18 protein-coding genes and 1 pseudogene are annotated in these 16406 nt (G+C 71.2%); 14 read left to right on the top strand and 5 right to left on the bottom strand.

From position 1 onward, the window contains the following. Window position 1: 1 nt before the first annotated feature. From EIZ45_RS00135 to EIZ45_RS00170, 8 genes and pseudogenes are all read left to right on the top strand, one after another. Window positions 2–469 (top strand): (2Fe-2S)-binding protein, encoded by a 468-nt coding sequence (locus EIZ45_RS00135; protein ID WP_037811353.1) that lies wholly within the window; start codon window positions 2–4, stop codon window positions 467–469. Further along, window positions 466–1281: a xanthine dehydrogenase family protein subunit M gene (locus tag EIZ45_RS00140; protein WP_134661781.1), complete on the top strand. Its 816-nt coding sequence runs from the start codon at window positions 466–468 to the stop codon at window positions 1279–1281. Before EIZ45_RS00135 ends, EIZ45_RS00140 begins: the two co-directional genes overlap by 4 nt. A gap of 127 nt (window positions 1282–1408) precedes the next feature. Next, window positions 1409–2095, top strand: a complete 687-nt coding sequence (locus EIZ45_RS00145; protein ID WP_037811602.1) for a flavin reductase family protein — start codon at window positions 1409–1411, stop codon at window positions 2093–2095. A gap of 372 nt (window positions 2096–2467) precedes the next feature. After that, complete coding sequence (locus EIZ45_RS00150) at window positions 2468–3319, top strand: ESX secretion-associated protein EspG (protein WP_037811357.1); 852 nt, start codon at window positions 2468–2470, stop codon at window positions 3317–3319. 50 nt (window positions 3320–3369) lie between these two features. Next, complete coding sequence (locus EIZ45_RS00155; protein WP_134661780.1) at window positions 3370–3804, top strand: hypothetical protein; 435 nt, start codon at window positions 3370–3372, stop codon at window positions 3802–3804. Between the two features lie 11 nt (window positions 3805–3815). Next, window positions 3816–5876 (top strand): PPE domain-containing protein, encoded by a 2061-nt coding sequence (locus EIZ45_RS00160; protein WP_134661779.1) that lies wholly within the window; start codon window positions 3816–3818, stop codon window positions 5874–5876. A gap of 7 nt (window positions 5877–5883) precedes the next feature. After that, a pseudogene (locus tag EIZ45_RS47495) lies at window positions 5884–6183 on the top strand (type VII secretion target); the annotation flags it as partial. A 325-nt stretch (window positions 6184–6508) separates the two neighbouring features. Next, window positions 6509–7093: a YbaB/EbfC family nucleoid-associated protein gene (locus EIZ45_RS00170; protein ID WP_134661778.1), complete on the top strand. Its 585-nt coding sequence runs from the start codon at window positions 6509–6511 to the stop codon at window positions 7091–7093. Window positions 7094–7222: 129 nt separating this feature from the next. Here EIZ45_RS00170 and EIZ45_RS00175 read toward each other — a convergent pair whose 3' ends face one another. Both EIZ45_RS00175 and EIZ45_RS00180 read right to left on the bottom strand, forming a co-directional pair. Then, window positions 7223–7465, bottom strand: a complete 243-nt coding sequence (locus EIZ45_RS00175) for a hypothetical protein (RefSeq protein ID WP_134661777.1) — start codon at window positions 7463–7465, stop codon at window positions 7223–7225. A gap of 73 nt (window positions 7466–7538) precedes the next feature. Continuing rightward, the gene (locus EIZ45_RS00180; protein ID WP_037811366.1) at window positions 7539–7880 is read right to left on the bottom strand and encodes an MmcQ/YjbR family DNA-binding protein; all 342 of its coding nucleotides are present in this window, start codon (window positions 7878–7880) and stop codon (window positions 7539–7541) included. An 89-nt stretch (window positions 7881–7969) separates the two neighbouring features. Between EIZ45_RS00180 and ligD the strand changes: the two genes are divergently transcribed. Continuing rightward, window positions 7970–8959: a non-homologous end-joining DNA ligase gene (ligD, locus tag EIZ45_RS00185; protein ID WP_134661776.1), complete on the top strand. Its 990-nt coding sequence runs from the start codon at window positions 7970–7972 to the stop codon at window positions 8957–8959. 3 nt (window positions 8960–8962) lie between these two features. Here the strand turns inward: ligD and EIZ45_RS00190 are convergent, their stop codons facing one another. Next, the gene (locus tag EIZ45_RS00190; protein ID WP_037811368.1) at window positions 8963–9556 is read right to left on the bottom strand and encodes a TetR/AcrR family transcriptional regulator; all 594 of its coding nucleotides are present in this window, start codon (window positions 9554–9556) and stop codon (window positions 8963–8965) included. 129 nt (window positions 9557–9685) lie between these two features. Here EIZ45_RS00190 and EIZ45_RS00195 point away from each other — a divergent pair, with 129 nt between their 5' ends. From EIZ45_RS00195 to EIZ45_RS00215, 4 genes are all read left to right on the top strand, one after another. Continuing rightward, complete coding sequence (locus EIZ45_RS00195; RefSeq protein WP_134661775.1) at window positions 9686–10588, top strand: alpha/beta fold hydrolase; 903 nt, start codon at window positions 9686–9688, stop codon at window positions 10586–10588. A 14-nt stretch (window positions 10589–10602) separates the two neighbouring features. Continuing rightward, window positions 10603–11472, top strand: a complete 870-nt coding sequence (locus EIZ45_RS00200) for an LLM class flavin-dependent oxidoreductase (RefSeq protein ID WP_134661774.1) — start codon at window positions 10603–10605, stop codon at window positions 11470–11472. 151 nt (window positions 11473–11623) lie between these two features. After that, window positions 11624–11947: a cupin domain-containing protein gene (locus EIZ45_RS00210; RefSeq protein ID WP_134661773.1), complete on the top strand. Its 324-nt coding sequence runs from the start codon at window positions 11624–11626 to the stop codon at window positions 11945–11947. 79 nt (window positions 11948–12026) lie between these two features. Beyond that, window positions 12027–13325 carry an MFS transporter gene (locus tag EIZ45_RS00215; RefSeq protein WP_134661772.1) on the top strand — a complete coding sequence of 433 codons (1299 nt, stop codon included), beginning with the start codon at window positions 12027–12029 and terminating at the stop codon, window positions 13323–13325. Here the strand turns inward: EIZ45_RS00215 and EIZ45_RS00220 are convergent. Beyond that, the gene (locus EIZ45_RS00220; RefSeq protein ID WP_134661771.1) at window positions 13312–14502 is read right to left on the bottom strand and encodes an SGNH/GDSL hydrolase family protein; all 1191 of its coding nucleotides are present in this window, start codon (window positions 14500–14502) and stop codon (window positions 13312–13314) included. The two genes, EIZ45_RS00215 and EIZ45_RS00220, sit on opposite strands and share 14 nt — an antisense overlap. A gap of 138 nt (window positions 14503–14640) precedes the next feature. Between EIZ45_RS00220 and EIZ45_RS00225 the strand changes: the two genes are divergently transcribed. Next, window positions 14641–16191, top strand: coding sequence for a protease pro-enzyme activation domain-containing protein (locus EIZ45_RS00225; RefSeq protein ID WP_167756299.1), 1551 nt, complete (start codon window positions 14641–14643; stop codon window positions 16189–16191). 25 nt (window positions 16192–16216) lie between these two features. Here the strand turns inward: EIZ45_RS00225 and EIZ45_RS45890 are convergent, their stop codons facing one another. Continuing rightward, the gene (locus tag EIZ45_RS45890) at window positions 16217–16393 is read right to left on the bottom strand and encodes a hypothetical protein (protein ID WP_167753923.1); all 177 of its coding nucleotides are present in this window, start codon (window positions 16391–16393) and stop codon (window positions 16217–16219) included. Between the last annotated feature and the right edge of the window lie 13 nt (window positions 16394–16406).

Consider the following 16406-nt stretch of genomic DNA (forward strand, 5'->3'; position numbering starts at 1 on the left):
CGTGCGGGTCTCGATCGAGGTGAACGGGAAGACGGTCGAGCAGGAGGTGCCGGACCGCACCCTGCTCGTGCACTACCTGCGGGACACCGCGGGGCTCACCGGCACGAACATCGGCTGCGACACCACGTCCTGCGGGGCGTGCACGGTGCTGCTCGACGGCGAATCGGTGAAGTCCTGCACGGTGCTGGCCGCGCAGGCGGACGGGCACGAAGTGACCACTGTGGAGGGTCTCGCCGGGGACGAGGGGCTGCACCCGGTGCAGCGCGCGTTCCGCGAGCAGCACGGCCTGCAGTGCGGGTTCTGCACGCCCGGCATGATGATGGCGACGGTGTCGCTGCTGAAGGAAAACCCGAAGCCGACGCGCGACGAGGCCCGCGCGGCGCTGGAGGGCAACCTTTGCCGCTGCACCGGCTACCACAACATCGTGAGCGCCGTGATCGACGCGTCCGGACAGGAGGTGGCGCAGTGATCCCGGCCGGGTTCGCCTACCGGCGCGCGTCCACTGTGGACGAGGCGCTCGCACTGCTCGCCGAGCACGGCGAGGACGCGAAACTGCTCGCGGGCGGGCATTCGCTGCTGCCGCTGATGAAACTCCGGTTCGCCGCGCCGGAGGTCGTGGTGGACATCGCGCCGCTGCGGGAGCTGAAGTTCGTCCGGACCGACGGCGACGAGGTGGTGATCGGGGCGCTGTCCCGGTACCACGATCTCGAGCACGACCCGGTGCTCGCCGAGCACGCGCCGCTGATCGCGCACGTGTCCGGTTCGGTCGGCGACCCGCAGGTGCGCCATCGCGGGACGATCGGTGGGTCGCTGGTGCACGCCGACTCGGCGGCCGACCTTCCCGCGGCGGTGCTCGCGGCGGACGGCACGCTCGTCGCGCGCGGACCGCGGGGGGAGCGGCGGATCCCGGCCGCGGAGTTCTTCCTCGGGCCGTTCACCACGCCGCTGGAGCCGGACGAACTGCTCACCGAGATCCGGCTGCCGAGCCAGGCCGGACTCGGCTGGGGCTTCGAGAAGTTCACCCGCCGGGCCATCGACTGGGCGATCGTCGGCGTCGCGGTCGCCGGGCGTTCGGTCGGCCTGATCAACATGGGCGGCACGCCGCTGCGGGCGTCGGCGACCGAACGCGCGCTGGCCGCCGGGGCGACCGCGGCGGAGGCGGCGAAACTGGCCGCGGAGGACACCTCGCCGCCGGACGAACCGCACGCCACGGCCGAGTACCGCCAGCACCTCGCGCGTGTCCTCACCGGCCGCGCTCTCGCTGCCGCCGGAATCGCCTGACCGTCCGTGAAGGACTCCTTGCGGGAATCTGATTCCCCCAAGGAGTCCTTCACGGCTTTCCGGGCCGGGAAAGCGACGGCTGATTTCCGCCAGCGACGCACCGGCGGCGGTGGCCAGACTGGGCGCTGTGAACACGACTTTTCCCGCGCACACAGCGATCGAGCCCGGCATCCTCTACTTCGGCACCCCGGTGGTGCTGCTCTCGACGTCCAATGAGGACGGTTCGGCCAACCTGGCCCCGATGTCGTCGGCGTTCTGGCTCGGCTGGCGCGCGATGCTCGGCCTCGGCGCCCGCTCGAAGACCACGCTCAACCTCCTGCGCACGCGCGAATGCGTGCTGAACCTGCCGTCCTCGGCGATGGCCGCCGCGGTGGACCGGCTGGCGCTGACCACCGGGTCCGATCCGGTGCCGCCGCGCAAGGAAGAGCGCGGCTACTTCCACGTCGCGGACAAGTTCGGCCGCGCCGGGCTCACGCCGGTGCCGTCCGAGACGGTCGCGCCGCCGCGGGTCGCCGAGTGCCCGGTCGCGATGGAAGCGGTGCTGGAATCCGTGCACCCGTTCGCGGAGGACGACGAGGCGCAGCGCGGCGGCATCGTCGGGCTGGAAGTGCGCGTGCAGCGGGTGTTCGTGCACGACGACATCCGGACGCCGGGCACGGACGACCACGTCGACCCGGACGCGTGGCGGCCGCTGATCATGAGCTTCCAGAAGCTGTACGGGCTGGGGCCGCAGGTGCACGAATCGACGCTCGCGCGGATCCCGGAGCGGATGTACCGCTCGCCGGACATCGAACGGGCGCGCGGCGTCTCCTGAGCCCGTGTCCACTGTGGAGCGACGACCCGGCGAAACGAGGGCGAAGAACAGGCGAACAACTCGGTAAAACCGGGCACCGCAAGGGGCCGCCGCGATCCGCGGCGGCCTTTTGTCAGCTTTCTCGCATCAAGGAATTTCCGCCGCTTCCGGGTCGCGCGTCAAGCGGCGCGCGCGGCGAAACCGCAGGTCGTGTCTCTTCGGACACGGCCCTCGGTACATTGGGGCAGCCGTCCCCGTGGTGATCACCGCCCCCTGCCGGACTGATAGTCTTTCCCCATTGCGAATCCCAGGCACGGCAACGCAATTCGGCGTCACTCGCAAGAGTGCCGGAGCGGCCGTGCCCGACCCGGCTGTGGGAAGGATGCCCTCGGGATGGCGGACAGGTTCGAGTTCGTTCTCGACGTCGTCGAAGCTTTGGTGATCGGGGAGGCGACCGGCGGGAACATCCGCCAGTTCCCGCTGCGGATCGGTACCGTGCCCGCGGAACCGGACCGGTACGTCCAGGTCGCGAAGGTGGTCAACGACGCGATCGAGGCGCGCAGGCTCTCCAGCGGAGACGAGCTGAGCCCCTACGTGCGCACCGCCTTCGACCTGCTCGCGAAGCCGCGGGTGTCGGTCGCGGTCAGCGGGATCGACGGGCTCGGCGCGGACATCGCGGTGGTCGCGCTCACCGACGGCAGGCAGGCGCTCGGGATCACCCAGGACCCGAAGACCGACGAGCTGCTGTTCTCCCTCTTCGACGACGAGGAGCTCGTCGAGGTGGTCGCCGGCGTGCTGCCCCAGGCGCGCCCGGCGAGCACCGGCGCGCACACGATCCGCCAGGCGGCCTCGCAGGAGGTCTCCGCGATGACCGCGCGCCGGCGGGCCGAGGCGGCCGAGGACGAGGAAGAGACCGACGCGTTCGGGATGATCGAGGTCAGCGGGCGCGTGCAGCCGCGCCGCCCGGACCCGCGGGTCTCCCGCGCCGCCCCCGGCGGGGTCGAGGTGCTCGAACGCGTGCTGGCGCAGCCGCGGCTCGGCGGCGGGCACATCGCGGTGAGCGGCTGGGGCCGGCACGGCGAGCGGCGCGGCGGCGCCCCGATCGGGTGGCTCGACACCGCCGACGGCCGCTACCTGATCAAGTCGGCCGTCAGCGAGGCGGGCGACCTGACCGCGGAGTACGTGCCCGCCGGGAGCCGCGAGCTCAAGCGCGCCGTGCAGCAGGCGGTTTCCGAGGTTTACTGATCATTCCCCCCTTGCAAGCGGCGACAGTTCACGAGGAGAACGAGGTCCCGATGACCGACGAGGCACCGATGGCGATGGAAGCGAGGACGGCCCCCGTGGCCCCGGTGGGCTTCTCGCTGCCCGCGCGCCAGCTGAAGACGCTGGCCGAGCGCGGATCGTTCGCGGTGGACGACAGCACCGGCGACAAGATGATCGCCGCGCTCCAGGGCGTGCTCGACGCGCTCGAGGCGCACGTGCACCTGATCGAGAAGATCGCCGGGGTCCCGGCGATGTCGAAGAGCCCGGCCGGGATGTTCGTCAGCAAGCACATGGCCGAGACCGCGCGCGACCAGCAGGGCCTGGTCACCCAGCTGCAGGCGGCGCACCGGGAGTTCCCGACCTACGTCGAGGCGATCAAGCTCGCGAAGAAGAACTACAAGGAGCGGGAGCACAGCTCGCGGGAGGCCTTCGAGCGCATCCACCGCACCGCCGAGGAACAGGGCTGAAGGGGAGACCAGTGGCCGACAAGAAAGCACCGACCGCCGAGTCGGTCTCCGATCCGTCCTCGACGGACTACGACCCGGGCAACACCGCGCTCTACAACCCGACGCTGGACCCGTCGTCGAAGTACTACATCGGCCCGGTCCGCCCGGACGACGTGGCCTCGGGCGACCAGCTGCGCGAGGACGCGACGACCAAGATCGACGCCATTTTCAACGGCTGGCTGCTGCCGAACGTCCAGGGCAAGGCGCGCGACCAGCTGATCCAGGCGATGTACCAGCGGAACCTGGAAGAATCGAAGAAACATCTCGGCAAAGACCTCGAGATGCGCGATCCGGGCGCCGCGCCGAGCACCGACTGGAAGAACGCGACGCACGAGCAGATGATCCAGGCCATCACCACGGACGCGGACCCGGCCGCGGTGGCCGAGTCGTCGGAGGCGTGGGTGAGCCTCGGCAACGAACTGGCGACGCACCAGAAGAACCTCGGCGACGCGATCAACGCGAGCACCTCGAACTGGAAGGGCGACGCGGGCGACGCGGCGCGCGTGCACCTCGCGAACGTGGGCAAGTGGCTCGGCACCACCGCGCAGGGCGCGACGCTCACCGGGCGCCAGCAGGAGGTGCACTCGCAGGCGCTCAACGAGACGCAGAAGGCGATGAACGCCAACCCGCCGGTGCAGTTCTCGGCGCAGGACGCGAACAAGGTCCTGATGACGATCAAGGACCCGACCGCGTACGTCCTGGCCTACTCCTCGGCGATGAAGACCTTCACCGACCAGCAGGCCGCCCGCGAGCAGGCCGCGCAGATCATGACGCGGTACGACCAGACCATCGGCGGCGCGGTGGCGACGCCGCGGTTCGCCGAGCCGCCGAAGCTGCCCGCCGAGACGGAGCGGTTCCGGCCCACGATCCAGGGCACCCCGATGAAGCCCGGCGGCGGCGCGGGCGCTCCGGGCGGGATGCGGGTCGGCCCGGACGGCCGCCCGATCGGCCCCGACGGCAACCCGATCGGCCCGCCCGGGACCACGGTCGGCCCGAACGGGCAGCTCATCGGTCCGGACGGGCGCCCGCTGGGCCCCGACGGCAAGCCGATCGGCCCGGCGGGGACCACGGTGGGCCCGAACGGGCAGCCGATCGGGCCCGACGGACGGCCGATCGGACCGGACGGCAAGCCGTACGGCGGCGGAAGCGGCGGCCCGGGCAGCGTCACCGGCGGACCCGGCGGGCAGCAGCCCGAGCACAGGTTCGACCCGGCGTCGCTGAAGATCCCGGAGGGCGGCCCCGGCGGCGGAAGCCCGGGCGGCGGCGGCCCCGGCGGGTCGTTCCCGCCGATCCCGGGTTCGGGCGACCCCGGTTCCACGAAGGCGCAGGGCTTCACTCCGCCGAACATCCCGCCCATCCCGGGCGGCGGCGGGCCCGGCGGCTCGAACTTCACTCCGCCGAACATCCCGCCGATCCCCGGCGGCGGCAACCCGGGCGGCGGCCCGACCTTCACCCAGCCGCCCATCCCGACGATTCCGACCGTGCCGACCGGCAAGGACGGCGACCCGTACAAATCGAACCCGTACAAGCCGCAGCCGTTCAAGCCCTCGATCCCCGAGGGCCCCGGCGGGATCAAGCCGTTCAACCCCGGCAAGATCGGCCCGGACGGCAAACCGCTGTTCCCGGGCGGCGGCACCGGTCCGAGCGGGGAGAAGCTCGGCGGCATCGGCAAGGTCGGCGGCGTCAACGGCGAGAGCATCAGCAGCAGGCTCGGCGGCGGCGCGGGCGGACTCGGCGGCGCCAAGGGCGGCCCGGGCTCCGGAGGCGCGTTCAGCGGCGCGGGCGGTTCCGGCCCGGCCGAGGAGGGCGTCGCCGGGCGCGGCGGTTCCGGTTCGGGCGCCGCGGGCGGCAAGGGCGCGGCCGGCGCTCCCGGCATGGGAGCCATGGGCGGCGGCAAGGGCGGCAAGGGCCCGGAGGACAAGGAACACAAGGTCGCGAGCTTCGTCGAGGCGGACGACCCGTCGTTCTTCGCACCGGACGAGGTCGTCGCCCCGCCGGTGATCGGCGACTGGAAGAACAAGGACTGGAAGTGAGGCGGCGATGAGCGGAGGCGCACAGGGGTTCCGCGTAGAACCCGACGACCTCGTGGCGCACGCGAGCCACCTGGACGGCCTGGTGGACCGGCTGAACACCGCGGCGCAGGCGGCCGACTACGCGATGTCCGACGACGCGTACGGGCTGCTGTGCGCGTTCCTCCCGCCGATCATCAACCCGACCGGGGAGAAGGCGAAGGAAGCGATCAGCGGGGCGATCGAGGGCGTCCAGGCGACCGCGGACAACGTGCGGACGGCCGCGAAGTCCTACCAGGAGGGCGACGAAGGCCAGTCGAAGCCCTTCAAGAAGGTGGCGACCGAGGGGATGCTCAGCAAGACCGACAGCGGGGAGCTCAAGGAGCGCTTCCGGGTCGGCGGAGTGCAGGCACCCACCGGGCAGAACGTGCCGTTCACCCGGGACGCCATGCCCGCGGAGGCGCGGTACGAGAGCGCGGAACCGTTGCAGCCGAAGGAACGGGTCGACGTCGCGCCGGACGAGACGTAACAAGGCGGTGGCGCTCTCGCGGCGCGGCGGCGGGCGGGTACCGTCAACGGACGGCCCCGCCCGTCGCGGCGAGGACTAGACCCGCCCGCAGCGGCGCGGGTGACGGGATTCGAGGAGAACGAAAAGCATGACCAGCGCGGGTGGGCTGGGCGACCTGATCAGGGACCCCGACGACGCAATCCGGCGAATGGACGAATGGGCGGCCGGGTTCGCCCGCAAGGCGGAGCGCTACGCGGCGGCCCAGCAGGAAACCGAGCAGCTGCGGCTGACCGCGACGAGCCCGGACGGGACCGTCAAGGTCACCGTCGGGGCCGACGGGGTCGTGTCGGACCTGGTGTTCAGTTCCCGCACGCGCACCATCCCGCCGGAGGAGCTCTCCAGGATGGTGCTCGAGACGATGCGCAAGGCGCAGTCGGGCATCACCGACCGGGTGGCCGAGGTCATGGGCCGCAGCCTCGGCGACGAGGACCCGGACACGCGCGCCGTCATGCTCGATTCGCTCCGCAACCGCTTCCCGGACCCCGACCCGGACCCGGCCGACCAGGCCGACGCCCCGGACGAGCAGCCGGAGCCGCCCGCTTCGCCGCCCCCGGCAGGCGGTGCGGCCCGTCCGCCCGCGTCGCCGCCCGCACCGGGCGGGCCCGCTGCGCCGCCGCCGGGCCGTCGTCCGGGCGGCATCGACCCGGACGAGCAGGACAACAACCCCTGGTGAGTCCTGGCGCTCACTTGCGCAGAAGTTCGTGAGGGGAACCCTCAGGGAATCAGATTCCTTCAGGGTTCCCCTCACGCACGTCAAGACCCGCGCACTGTCCTGTGTGGACTGTCCGATGTGGACGCGAGGTCAGAGAACCTGTTTGCGGTCGGCCAGATAGCGCAGGTACAGCAGCGCCAGCACCGCGCCGCCGACCAGCACCTTGCCCCACTCCGCCGGGTCGGCGTAGGCCGGGCCGCACGAAGGGGGCGAGTCCTGGCCCGGGACGCACTCGCGACCCGGTCCGGCGGCGAAAAGCGGCTGCCACACCAGGAACACCCCCACGGCCAGCACGCCGAACGCCACCAGCACCTGCACTGACCGCCGCGACACCGCAGACCCCCTCCGCCTGAACACGAAGAAGATCGCCGTGCCCCGGCACCGTGTTACCGGGCATGCCGGATAGTCAGAGCTGCGGCAGCGGAACCTCGGCCGCCAGGTCCTCGGGTGCCGACAGCCGCCACGCCTCGTACACGAGTTCGGCCAGTTCGTCGGCCTCGATGCCGCTCAGCTGCACCACCACCCAGCCGAATCCGCCGGATGTGAACTGTTCCTCGAACACGTCCGGCCGTTCGGCGACGAGCGCCTGCTGTTCCGCGATGGTCTGCTTGAGCCCGACCGTGTCCGTGCGCGGCCAGTGGTAGCCGAAGCGCTTTCCGCGCACGCTGAACGACGTGTAGTCGCGGCCGCTGCCGCGTTCGACCTCGCGCAGCTTGCGGATGATCCGTTCGAAATCCTTGCTCGGCACCGGTCCCGGCCCCCTCCGTCGTGGACCCGGCTATCTTACGGCGGCGGATCCGCGCGGTTCGGCTTACGGTGGTGCGCGGAGGTGCCCGAATGTCCGAAGTGGCCGGCGGCATGCCGCCCGCGATCGAGCCGATGCTGGCGTCGCCCGACGGCGGCACGCTGCGCGACGGCCCGGCGTACGCGTACGAGTTCAAATGGGACGGTTACCGGGCGACCATGCGCGTCGCCCCGGACGGAAGCACCCTGCTGACCAGCCGCAACGACAACGACTTCACCACCAGGTTCCCGCAGCTGGCCGGCGCGCTCGGCGACGCGCTCGGGGGACGGCCCGCGGTGCTGGACGGCGAGATCGTCGCCCTCGACGAGCACGGCCGCCCCGACTTCGGGCTCCTGCAGAACCGCACCTGGCAGGCGGTCGCGTACTTCGCCTTCGATCTCCTGAGCTTCGGCGGCGAAAGCCTGCTCGACGCGCCGTACGAGGAACGCCGCGAGCGGCTCGCCGAGATCGAACCGCCGGACCGGCAGCTGGTCGCGATCACGCCCTGGTACCGGCACTGCGATCTCGCTGCCGACGGCATGACCCCGGCCGGTCTGCTGGACGTCGCGCGGAAAATGATGCTCGAAGGCTTGATGGTGAAGGCTCGCACGTCGCGGTACCACCCGGGGCGGCGCAGTCCGGACTGGCTCAAGCATCCGCTGGTGCAGACGACCGAGGTGATCGTCGGCGGCTGGCGCGCGGGCCAGGGCAGGCGCGAGGGCACGATCGGCGCGCTGCTGCTGGGCGCGCACGACCCGGAGTCGGGGGAGCTGCGGTACCTCGGCGACGTCGGCACCGGCTTCACCGACGCGATGCTCAAAGACCTTCAGGCGCAGCTGGTTCCCCTGGAGCGCAAGACAAGCCCGTTCGCCGACCAGGTGCCGCGGGACCGGGCGCGCGGTGCGCACTGGCTGAACCCGGAGGTCGTCGGCGAGGTGGTGTACCGCCGTCTCACCCCGGGGGACGGGCGGTTGCGGCACACGGCGTGGCGGGGGTTGCGGCCGGAACGGCGTCCGGACGAGGTCGAGGTTCCGGCACGGTAGCGGTCACCCGGCGTTGCGCAGGCCGGTGATCAACAGCCCGGCCAGCCGGCGCGCGTCGTAGCTGTCGTCGGCTTCCGCGCCGATGCACAGGTTCCCGACGCCGCGCATCAGGTGCACTGCCTCCAGGTCGGTCTGGATTTCCCCGGCCTTCGTGGCCGCGTCGAGCAGTTCGGTGCACACCGGGACCAGCCGCTCGAGGAAGTACGCGTGCAGTGCCTCGAAGCCGCTGTGGTCGGACTGCATGATCCCGGCCAGCCCGTGCTTCGTGACGAGGAAGTCGACGAACAAGTCGATCCACTGGGCGAGCGCGGCGTGCGGGGACGCGTTGTCCGCCAGCAGTTTCGGGCCCGCGTCGGCGCACGCCTCGACCTGGTGCCGGTAGACCGCGATGATCAGGTCCGCGCGGGTGGGGAAGTGCCGGTAGATCGTGCCCACGCCGACGCCCGCCCTGGTCGCGACGTCGCGCACCGGCGCGTCCACTCCGGACTCGACGAACACCGCCGCCGCCGCGTCGAGCAGGGTTTTCTCGTTGCGCCGGGCGTCCGCCCGTTTCGCCCGGGCCCCCGCGTTCTCGCCCACGTGCCGCTCCCTCCGCATGCCGCCGGTAGACAAGCGGAACAGTGTTCCGTATAGTTACCGGAGCAACGTTCCGTTTGCTCATGATGCCAGACCGGGCCCTCGGCCACCACACCCTTTCGTGCCCGGATGGCGAAAGAAGGTATTCCCATGTCCGCAGTACAGCTCCCCGCTCCGGCCGTCTCGGTGAAGCCGGTGCGGCTCGACGCGCCGGGCCGCGGCGAGGACCTGCTGGTGCGCGTGTCCGCCCCGGCCGCCGGGCTGGACCTGCCGGTGATCGTGTTCTCGCACGGTTTCGGCTCGTCCCTGGACGGTTACGGCCCGCTCGCCGACTACTGGGCCGCGCACGGATTCGTTGTCGTGCAACCGACTCACCTCGATTCGCGGACCCGCGCGCTGCCCGCGGAAGACCCGCGCACGCCGGACATCTGGCGGTTGCGGGTCGAGGACCTGCGGCACGTCATCGACCAGCTCGACACCGTCGAAGCGGCACTGCCCGGACTGGCGGGGCGGGTCGACCACAGCCGGATCGCCGTCGCCGGGCACTCCTGGGGCGCACAGTCGGCGAGCATGCTGCTGGGCGCGCGCATCGTCGAGTCGGACGGCAGCGTCGGCGAGGATCTGTCCGATTCGCGGGTGTCCGCCGGGGTGCTGTTCGCCGTCACCGGCGTCGGCGGCGCGGACCTGTCGCCGTTCGCTGCCGAGCATTTCCCGTTCATGAGCCCGGATTTCACCGGCTTGAAAGCGCCCACGCTGATCGTCGCGGGCGACCAGGACGACTCGATGCTGTCCGTGCGCGGCCCGGACTGGTTCACCGACGCGTACCGGCTCAGCCCGGGGGAGAAGAGCCTGCTGACGCTCTTCGGCGCGGAGCACTCGCTCGGCGGCATCTCCGGCTACGAGGCCAAGGAAACCACCGACGAAAACCCCGAACGCGTCGCACTGCAACAGCGGCTGACCACGGCGTATCTCCGCAGCGCGCTCATTCCCGGCGACGACAGCTGGACCGGCGTCGAAGCCAGCCCGCTCGGCCGCGTCGAATCACACGAGTGAAAGGACTTCCCGCGATGACCACGAAGCCGCAGTTCGGCATCATGACCGCGCCGATGCAGACCAGCTACGCCGCGCTCCAGCAGGTCTGGCGTGAGGCGGACGCGATCCCGGCTATCGAGCACGCCTGGCTGTTCGACCATCTCCTCCCGATCGCCGGAGAACTGGACGGCCCGATTTTCGAAGGCTGGACGCTGCTTTCCGCCCTGGCCGCGCAGACCGAACGGCTCAGGCTCGGGCTTTTGGTGACCAGCAACCGATTCCGCCCGCCGGCGATGCTGGCGAAGATCGCCGCGACCGTCGACGTCGTGTCCGGCGGACGGCTCGACTTCGGCATCGGCGTCGGCTCCCGGCCGAGCCATCCGCTGGCTCGCCGGGAGTACGAAGCACACGGCCTGCCGTACCTGGAAACCGGCGACGCGGTGGGCCGGTTCGCCGAAGCGTGCACCGTGATCCGGAAGCTGTGGACCGAGGACAAGCCGTTCGATTTCGCGGGCGAGCACGTCCAATTGACCGGTGCGTTCGGCAACCCGAAGCCGGTGCAGCACCCGCATCCGCCGTTCGTCATCGGTGGCCGGGCCCGCGCGACGCTGCGGGTGGTCGCCGAGCACGCCGACGTCTGGAACATCCCCGGCGGGGACATCGCGGACGCCGTCGAACGCAACGCGATGCTGAACGAGTGCTGCGCGGAAATCGGCCGCGACCCGGCGGAGATCACGCGCTCGATCCACCTGCCGGTGTCCTACGACGACCCCGCTCTCACCCGCGCGGCGATCGGGGAGGCGCTGGAGGCCGGGTTCAGCCATGTGGTGCTGGGGCTGTCCACGCCGTACCCGGCCGGGGTCGCGCAGTGGGTGGCGGACGAGTTGATCGTGAAGGCGGGTTAGGCGGTTTCTCAGCGGGCGGCTCGCTGGAGCCGAAGCTGCCAGCTCAGCCCGGCGGCCGTGGGCGCCGGAACGGGATCGGGTTTGCTGCCGGCCCAGTCCGGCGTCCACGTTCCGTCCACGGGAGGAACCGAGTTTCGGCGAGAATGGGCCCATGAGCGAACCCGCACCGAAGGTGATCGACGATCTGCTGGCCCTCGCCCCGGTCGAGGAGGGAAAGCTCGGCCACCACACGGTGCTCGACGCCGACGGCGTCCGGGTCATCGTGCTCGCGTTCGAGCAGGGGCACGTCCTCAAAGAACACCGCGCACCCCGCGCGCTCCTGCTGCAGGCCCTCGACGGGCATCTCCGGCTCACCGCCGCCGGACAGACCGTCGACCTGCGGCCGGGCGGGCTGGTGCACCTTCCGCCGTCGATGCCGCACGCGGTGGAAGCGGTCGCGGACTCGCGGTTGTCGTTGACCCTGCTGGGCGGCTGAAGCGCCCGCCTTCCGGTGGTCGACCGGAGGGGATCCGCCGTGCCAAGATGACGCGCCTGAACGAGAAGGGGGCTCGGCAGTGGTGCTTGAGCAGGAAGTGAACACGGCGGGGCGGATCCGGCGGGTGGCGCTCGCCAGCGCGATCGGGACGACCATCGAGTGGTACGACTATTTCGCCTACAGCACGGCGACCGCCCTGGTCTTCAACAAGCTGTTCTTCCCGTCGCTTTCCCCGGCGTCCGGCACGCTCGCCGCGTTCGCGACGCTCGGGGTCGGGTTCGTCGCGCGGCCGCTGGGCGGGATCGTCTGGGGCCACTTCGGCGATCGCGTGGGGCGCAAGGCGATGCTGGTCGCCTCGCTGGTGCTGATGGGGCTCGCGACCGCGGGCGTCGGCGTGTTGCCGACCTACCACCAGGCCGGCGTCATCGCGCCGGTGCTGCTCGTGGTTCTCCGGGTGCTGCAAGGGGTTTCGGCGGGCGGCGAATGGGGCGGCGCGGCGCTCATGGCGGTCGAACACGCGCCGGAGGGCAAACGCGGCCGGTACGGGTCCTTCTCGCAGATCGGCGTCCCGGCCGGGCTGATCCTGGCGCAGCTGGTGTTCTTCGCGGTGAACAATTCGCTGTCCCCGGACGACTTCCGGTCGTGGGGCTGGCGGATCCCGTTCCTGGTCAGCCTCGTGCTGGTGGCGGTCGGGCTGGTGATCCGGCTGCGTGTGGAGGAAAGCCCGGTGTTCGCGAAGCTGCGCAGCAGCGGCGAGCGCAGCCGGCTGCCGATCGTGGAGGTGCTGCGCGCGCGGCCGAAGCAGGTGCTCGCGGCGGCGGTCAGCTTCATCGCGAACACCGCGCTTGGTTACATCTTCTTCGCTTACCTGCTGTCGTACGGCACTTCGGTGCTGAAGCTGTCCAGTACGACGATGCTGGTCGTGGTGATCGTCGGCAGCGTCGTGTGGCTGGTGAGCATCGTCGCGGCGGCGATCTGGTCGGATTCGGTCGGGCGGAAACCCGTCTATCTCGCCGGTTCCGTGCTGCTGGTCGTGTGGTCGATCCCGTTCTTCCTGCTCGTGGACACCGCGCAGCCGTGGCTGCTGATCGTCGCGGTGGTGGTGCTGAACGTCGGCCTCGGCGCGACCTACGGACCGCAGTCGGCGCTGTTCTCTGAGCTGTTCGAATCGCGGTTCCGCTACAGCGGATCGTCGTTCGCGTACGCCGTGGGCGCGGTGCTGGGCGGCGGGTTCGCCCCGCTGATCGCGGCCGCGCTGCAGAGTTCGACCGGGACGTCGTTGTCCGTGTCGCTCTACATGGTGGGCGTCGGCGTGCTCAGTCTCCTTGCCGTGCTGGCGTTCCCGCGCAAACCGCTGGTGCCGGTCACAGCAGAGTGAGCGGCACCGCGTCGGCCATCCGCTGGTACCCGGCGTCGTTCGGGTGCAGGTGGTCGCCGGAGTCGTAGGCGGGAAGCATCGCGAGCGGATCGGCGGGATCGCGCACGGCAGCGTCGAAGTCGACGACGCCGTCGTAGATCCCGCTGGTCCGGATGAACGCGTTCACCGCCTGCCGGGTCTTCTCCAGCGTCGGGTCGTAGATCTTCCAGCCCTTGAACGGCGTCAGCGTGCCGCCGATGACCCGGATGCCCTGCGCCTTGGCCTGCGCGACGACCTGCCGCAGCGCGGAGACGATCATCGCCGGGTCGGTCTGGTGCGGGTTCTGCTGGATGTCGTTGATGCCTTCGAGCACGATCAGCGTGCGGACGTCGCCGCTGGTCAGCACGTCGCCGGCGAGCCGGGAGAGGGCGTTGCGCCCGGAGGTGCCGCCGTCGAGGAGCAGCCGGTTGCCGCTGATCCCGGCGTTGAGGACGCCGAGCCGCCCGTGCAGCCGGTCGCTCAGCAGGTCCGGCCAGCGGCGGTTCGCGCCGGGCGTGGAGTGCGCGCCGTCGGTGATCGAATCGCCGAGCGTCACGACGGTGCCGCGCGCGGGCCCGCGGACGTCGACCTCGCTGACGTAGTGCCACACCGCGGTTTGCTCGGTGAAGGACGCGCCGGATTCCTCGGCCGCGAAATCGCCGGCGCGGGTGAAGAACGACGTCTGCTGGGCGAGCGGATGGTAGGTGACCGGACCGGACGGCGTCGGCACGTACGTGGTCACGAGGAGGTCGGCGTCGGCCGGAACGCGCAGCCACGCCGGGTCGCTCAGCACCTCGGCCCCGGGCGGAACGACCACAGTGGACTGTCCGCCGAACGTCAGCGTGCGCATCGTGCCGCCGGCCGCGCGCGGACCGTCGGCGGCGACGGCGAGCGTGGCGTGGCCGAAGGTGAGCGGTGCGGTGCCGAAGGCGTTGGAAAGCCTTACCCTGGCCTGATTCCCGCCGGCGCTGGTGTGCACGACGTTGCGGATCGAGTAGTTCGGATACCCCTGCGGCGTGTTCGCCACCGCGGCCGCGGGCGACGCCGCCCACGTGCCGACCCAGCCGTGCGCGGCCAGGTCGCCCTCGGCGCTGCTCGACGCGGTGACCGCGCCCAGCGTGAGCACGGCGGCCGCGGCATGAGTCAGGATCCGTTTCATGGAGACACTGTGCGCGCGCCCGCGCGCCGCGGCATCCGCGGTCCCGGTCATCGGGTCGACAGAAAACCGGACAGGTTTTGCCTCCGGACGGGGGATACGACGGTGGTGGACCAGCCGAAAGGGGTTCACCATAGAGTGATGACAGAATCACAATGGGTATCGTTGTCCGGAAGTCTGCGTCCCGCACTGGCCGAGGCCGAGGTGCTCGGCCCGCTCGACGCGGACGCCACCGTCACCGCGACCGTCGTCCTGCGGCGCCGCGCCGAACTGGAGGTGGCCGCGCTGAGCGAGCCGCTCGCCCCGGAGGACTTCGCCGACCGCTACGGAGCCAGCGCCGATGATCTCGATCTGGTGCGCACTGTCCTCACCGATGCCGGGCTCACCGTCACCGACACGCACGCCGGATCGCGCCGCGTCTCGGTCCGGGGGCCGGCGCGGGCGATGACGGCCGCGTTCAAGACCGAGCTGAACCGGGTCCGCCACGGCGAGGCCGGCGAATTCGCCGCGCGCACCGGGGAACTGGAAGTGCCCGCCTCGCTCGGGGACGTCGTCGTCGCCGTGCTCGGCCTCGACGAACGGCCGCAGGCGCGCGCGATGTTCCGGCTGCACAAGGAAGCCGCCGGACAGGGCTACACCCCGGACCAAGTCGGCCAGCTGTACGGGTTCCCGGCCGACGCCGACGGCACCGGGCAGACCGTCGCGGTGATCGAACTTGGCGGGGGCTACAAGCCGGAGGATCTCCAGAAGTACTTCGCCGGCTTGAAGATCACCGAACCGAAGGTGACCGCGGCCGGGGTCGACGGCGGCAAGAACGCGCCGACCGGCGACCCGAATTCGGCCGACGGGGAAGTGCTGCTCGACATCGAGGTGATCGGCGCGCTCGCCCCGGGAGCCGCGCAGGTCGTGTACTTCGCGCCGAACACCGACCAGGGCTTCCTGGACGCGGTGAGCACCGCGGTGCACGCGACGCCGACGCCGGTCGCGGTCAGCATCAGCTGGGGACAGTCCGAGGACCAGTGGACACCGCAGGCCCGCACCGCGATGGACCAGGCGTTCGCCGACGCCGCGGCGCTCGGCGTGACGGTGTGCTGCGCGTCCGGCGACAACGGCAGCGCCGACGGGCAGACCGACGGGGCACAGCACGTCGATTTCCCCGCGTCGAGCCCGCACGCGCTCGCCTGCGGCGGCACCAAACTCGACGGGACCCCACCGTCCACAGTGAACTCGGAGACGGTCTGGAACACCTCCGGCGGCGGGTCGACCGGCGGCGGCGTGAGCGACGCGTTCCCGGTGCCGGACTACCAGCAAGCCGCGGGCGTGCCCGCTCGGGCAGGCGACGGAAAACCGGGTCGCGGCGTCCCGGACGTGGCGGGCAACGCGGATCCGGCGACGGGGTACCAGGTCCTGGTCGACGGACAGCAGATCGTCGTCGGCGGCACGAGCGCGGTTTCGCCGCTGTGGTCAGCGCTGCTGGCGAGGCTGGCGCAGTCGGCCGGGAGCGGCTTCGGACTGGTGCACAGCAAGCTGTACGCCGGAGTCGGCGCGGGCAAGGTGCAGCCGGGATTCCGCGACATCACCGAGGGCAGCAACGGCGCGTACTCGGCCGCCGCCGGCTGGGACGCGTGCACCGGGCTCGGGGTGCCGGACGGGGCGGCGCTGCAGAAGGTTCTGGGAGGTAAAGCGTCCTGAATGGACAGTGGGGACCGGTCGGCGGCTACTGGCTGTCGCGGTCGAGGAGTTCGATGATCCGGCCGAGCGAGGCGTTCACCGAGGCGAAGCCCTGTCGCATCTCTTCTCGGAGGTCGACCTGGTCTTCGCGAAGCGCGTTGAGCGTGCCTGTGTGAGCGCATCCGCGACGAGCGGCGGGATCGCTCGCATCATCGTCAGCCATGCCGTCGATACTA

The organism is Amycolatopsis sp. CFH S0740, assembly GCF_004522315.1.
Taxonomy (GTDB): domain Bacteria; phylum Actinomycetota; class Actinomycetes; order Mycobacteriales; family Pseudonocardiaceae; genus Amycolatopsis; species Amycolatopsis nivea.

Bases quoted from the DNA above. Each gene is read 5' to 3' on its own strand.
- EIZ45_RS00150 (WP_037811357.1), top strand. From the start codon at position 2,468: ATGGCGGACAGGTTCGAGTTCGTTCTCGACGTCGTCGAAGCTTTGGTG.
- EIZ45_RS00155 (WP_134661780.1), top strand. From the start codon at position 3,370: ATGACCGACGAGGCACCGATGGCGATGGAAGCGAGGACGGCCCCCGTG.
- EIZ45_RS00170 (WP_134661778.1), top strand. From the start codon at position 6,509: ATGACCAGCGCGGGTGGGCTGGGCGACCTGATCAGGGACCCCGACGAC.
- ligD (WP_134661776.1), top strand. From the start codon at position 7,970: ATGTCCGAAGTGGCCGGCGGCATGCCGCCCGCGATCGAGCCGATGCTG.
- EIZ45_RS00190 (WP_037811368.1), bottom strand. From the start codon at position 9,556: ATGCGGAGGGAGCGGCACGTGGGCGAGAACGCGGGGGCCCGGGCGAAA.
- EIZ45_RS00195 (WP_134661775.1), top strand. From the start codon at position 9,686: ATGTCCGCAGTACAGCTCCCCGCTCCGGCCGTCTCGGTGAAGCCGGTG.
- EIZ45_RS00200 (WP_134661774.1), top strand. From the start codon at position 10,603: ATGACCACGAAGCCGCAGTTCGGCATCATGACCGCGCCGATGCAGACC.
- EIZ45_RS00210 (WP_134661773.1), top strand. From the start codon at position 11,624: ATGAGCGAACCCGCACCGAAGGTGATCGACGATCTGCTGGCCCTCGCC.
- EIZ45_RS00220 (WP_134661771.1), bottom strand. From the start codon at position 14,502: ATGAAACGGATCCTGACTCATGCCGCGGCCGCCGTGCTCACGCTGGGC.
- EIZ45_RS00225 (WP_167756299.1), top strand. From the start codon at position 14,641: ATGACAGAATCACAATGGGTATCGTTGTCCGGAAGTCTGCGTCCCGCA.
- EIZ45_RS45890 (WP_167753923.1), bottom strand. From the start codon at position 16,393: ATGGCTGACGATGATGCGAGCGATCCCGCCGCTCGTCGCGGATGCGCT.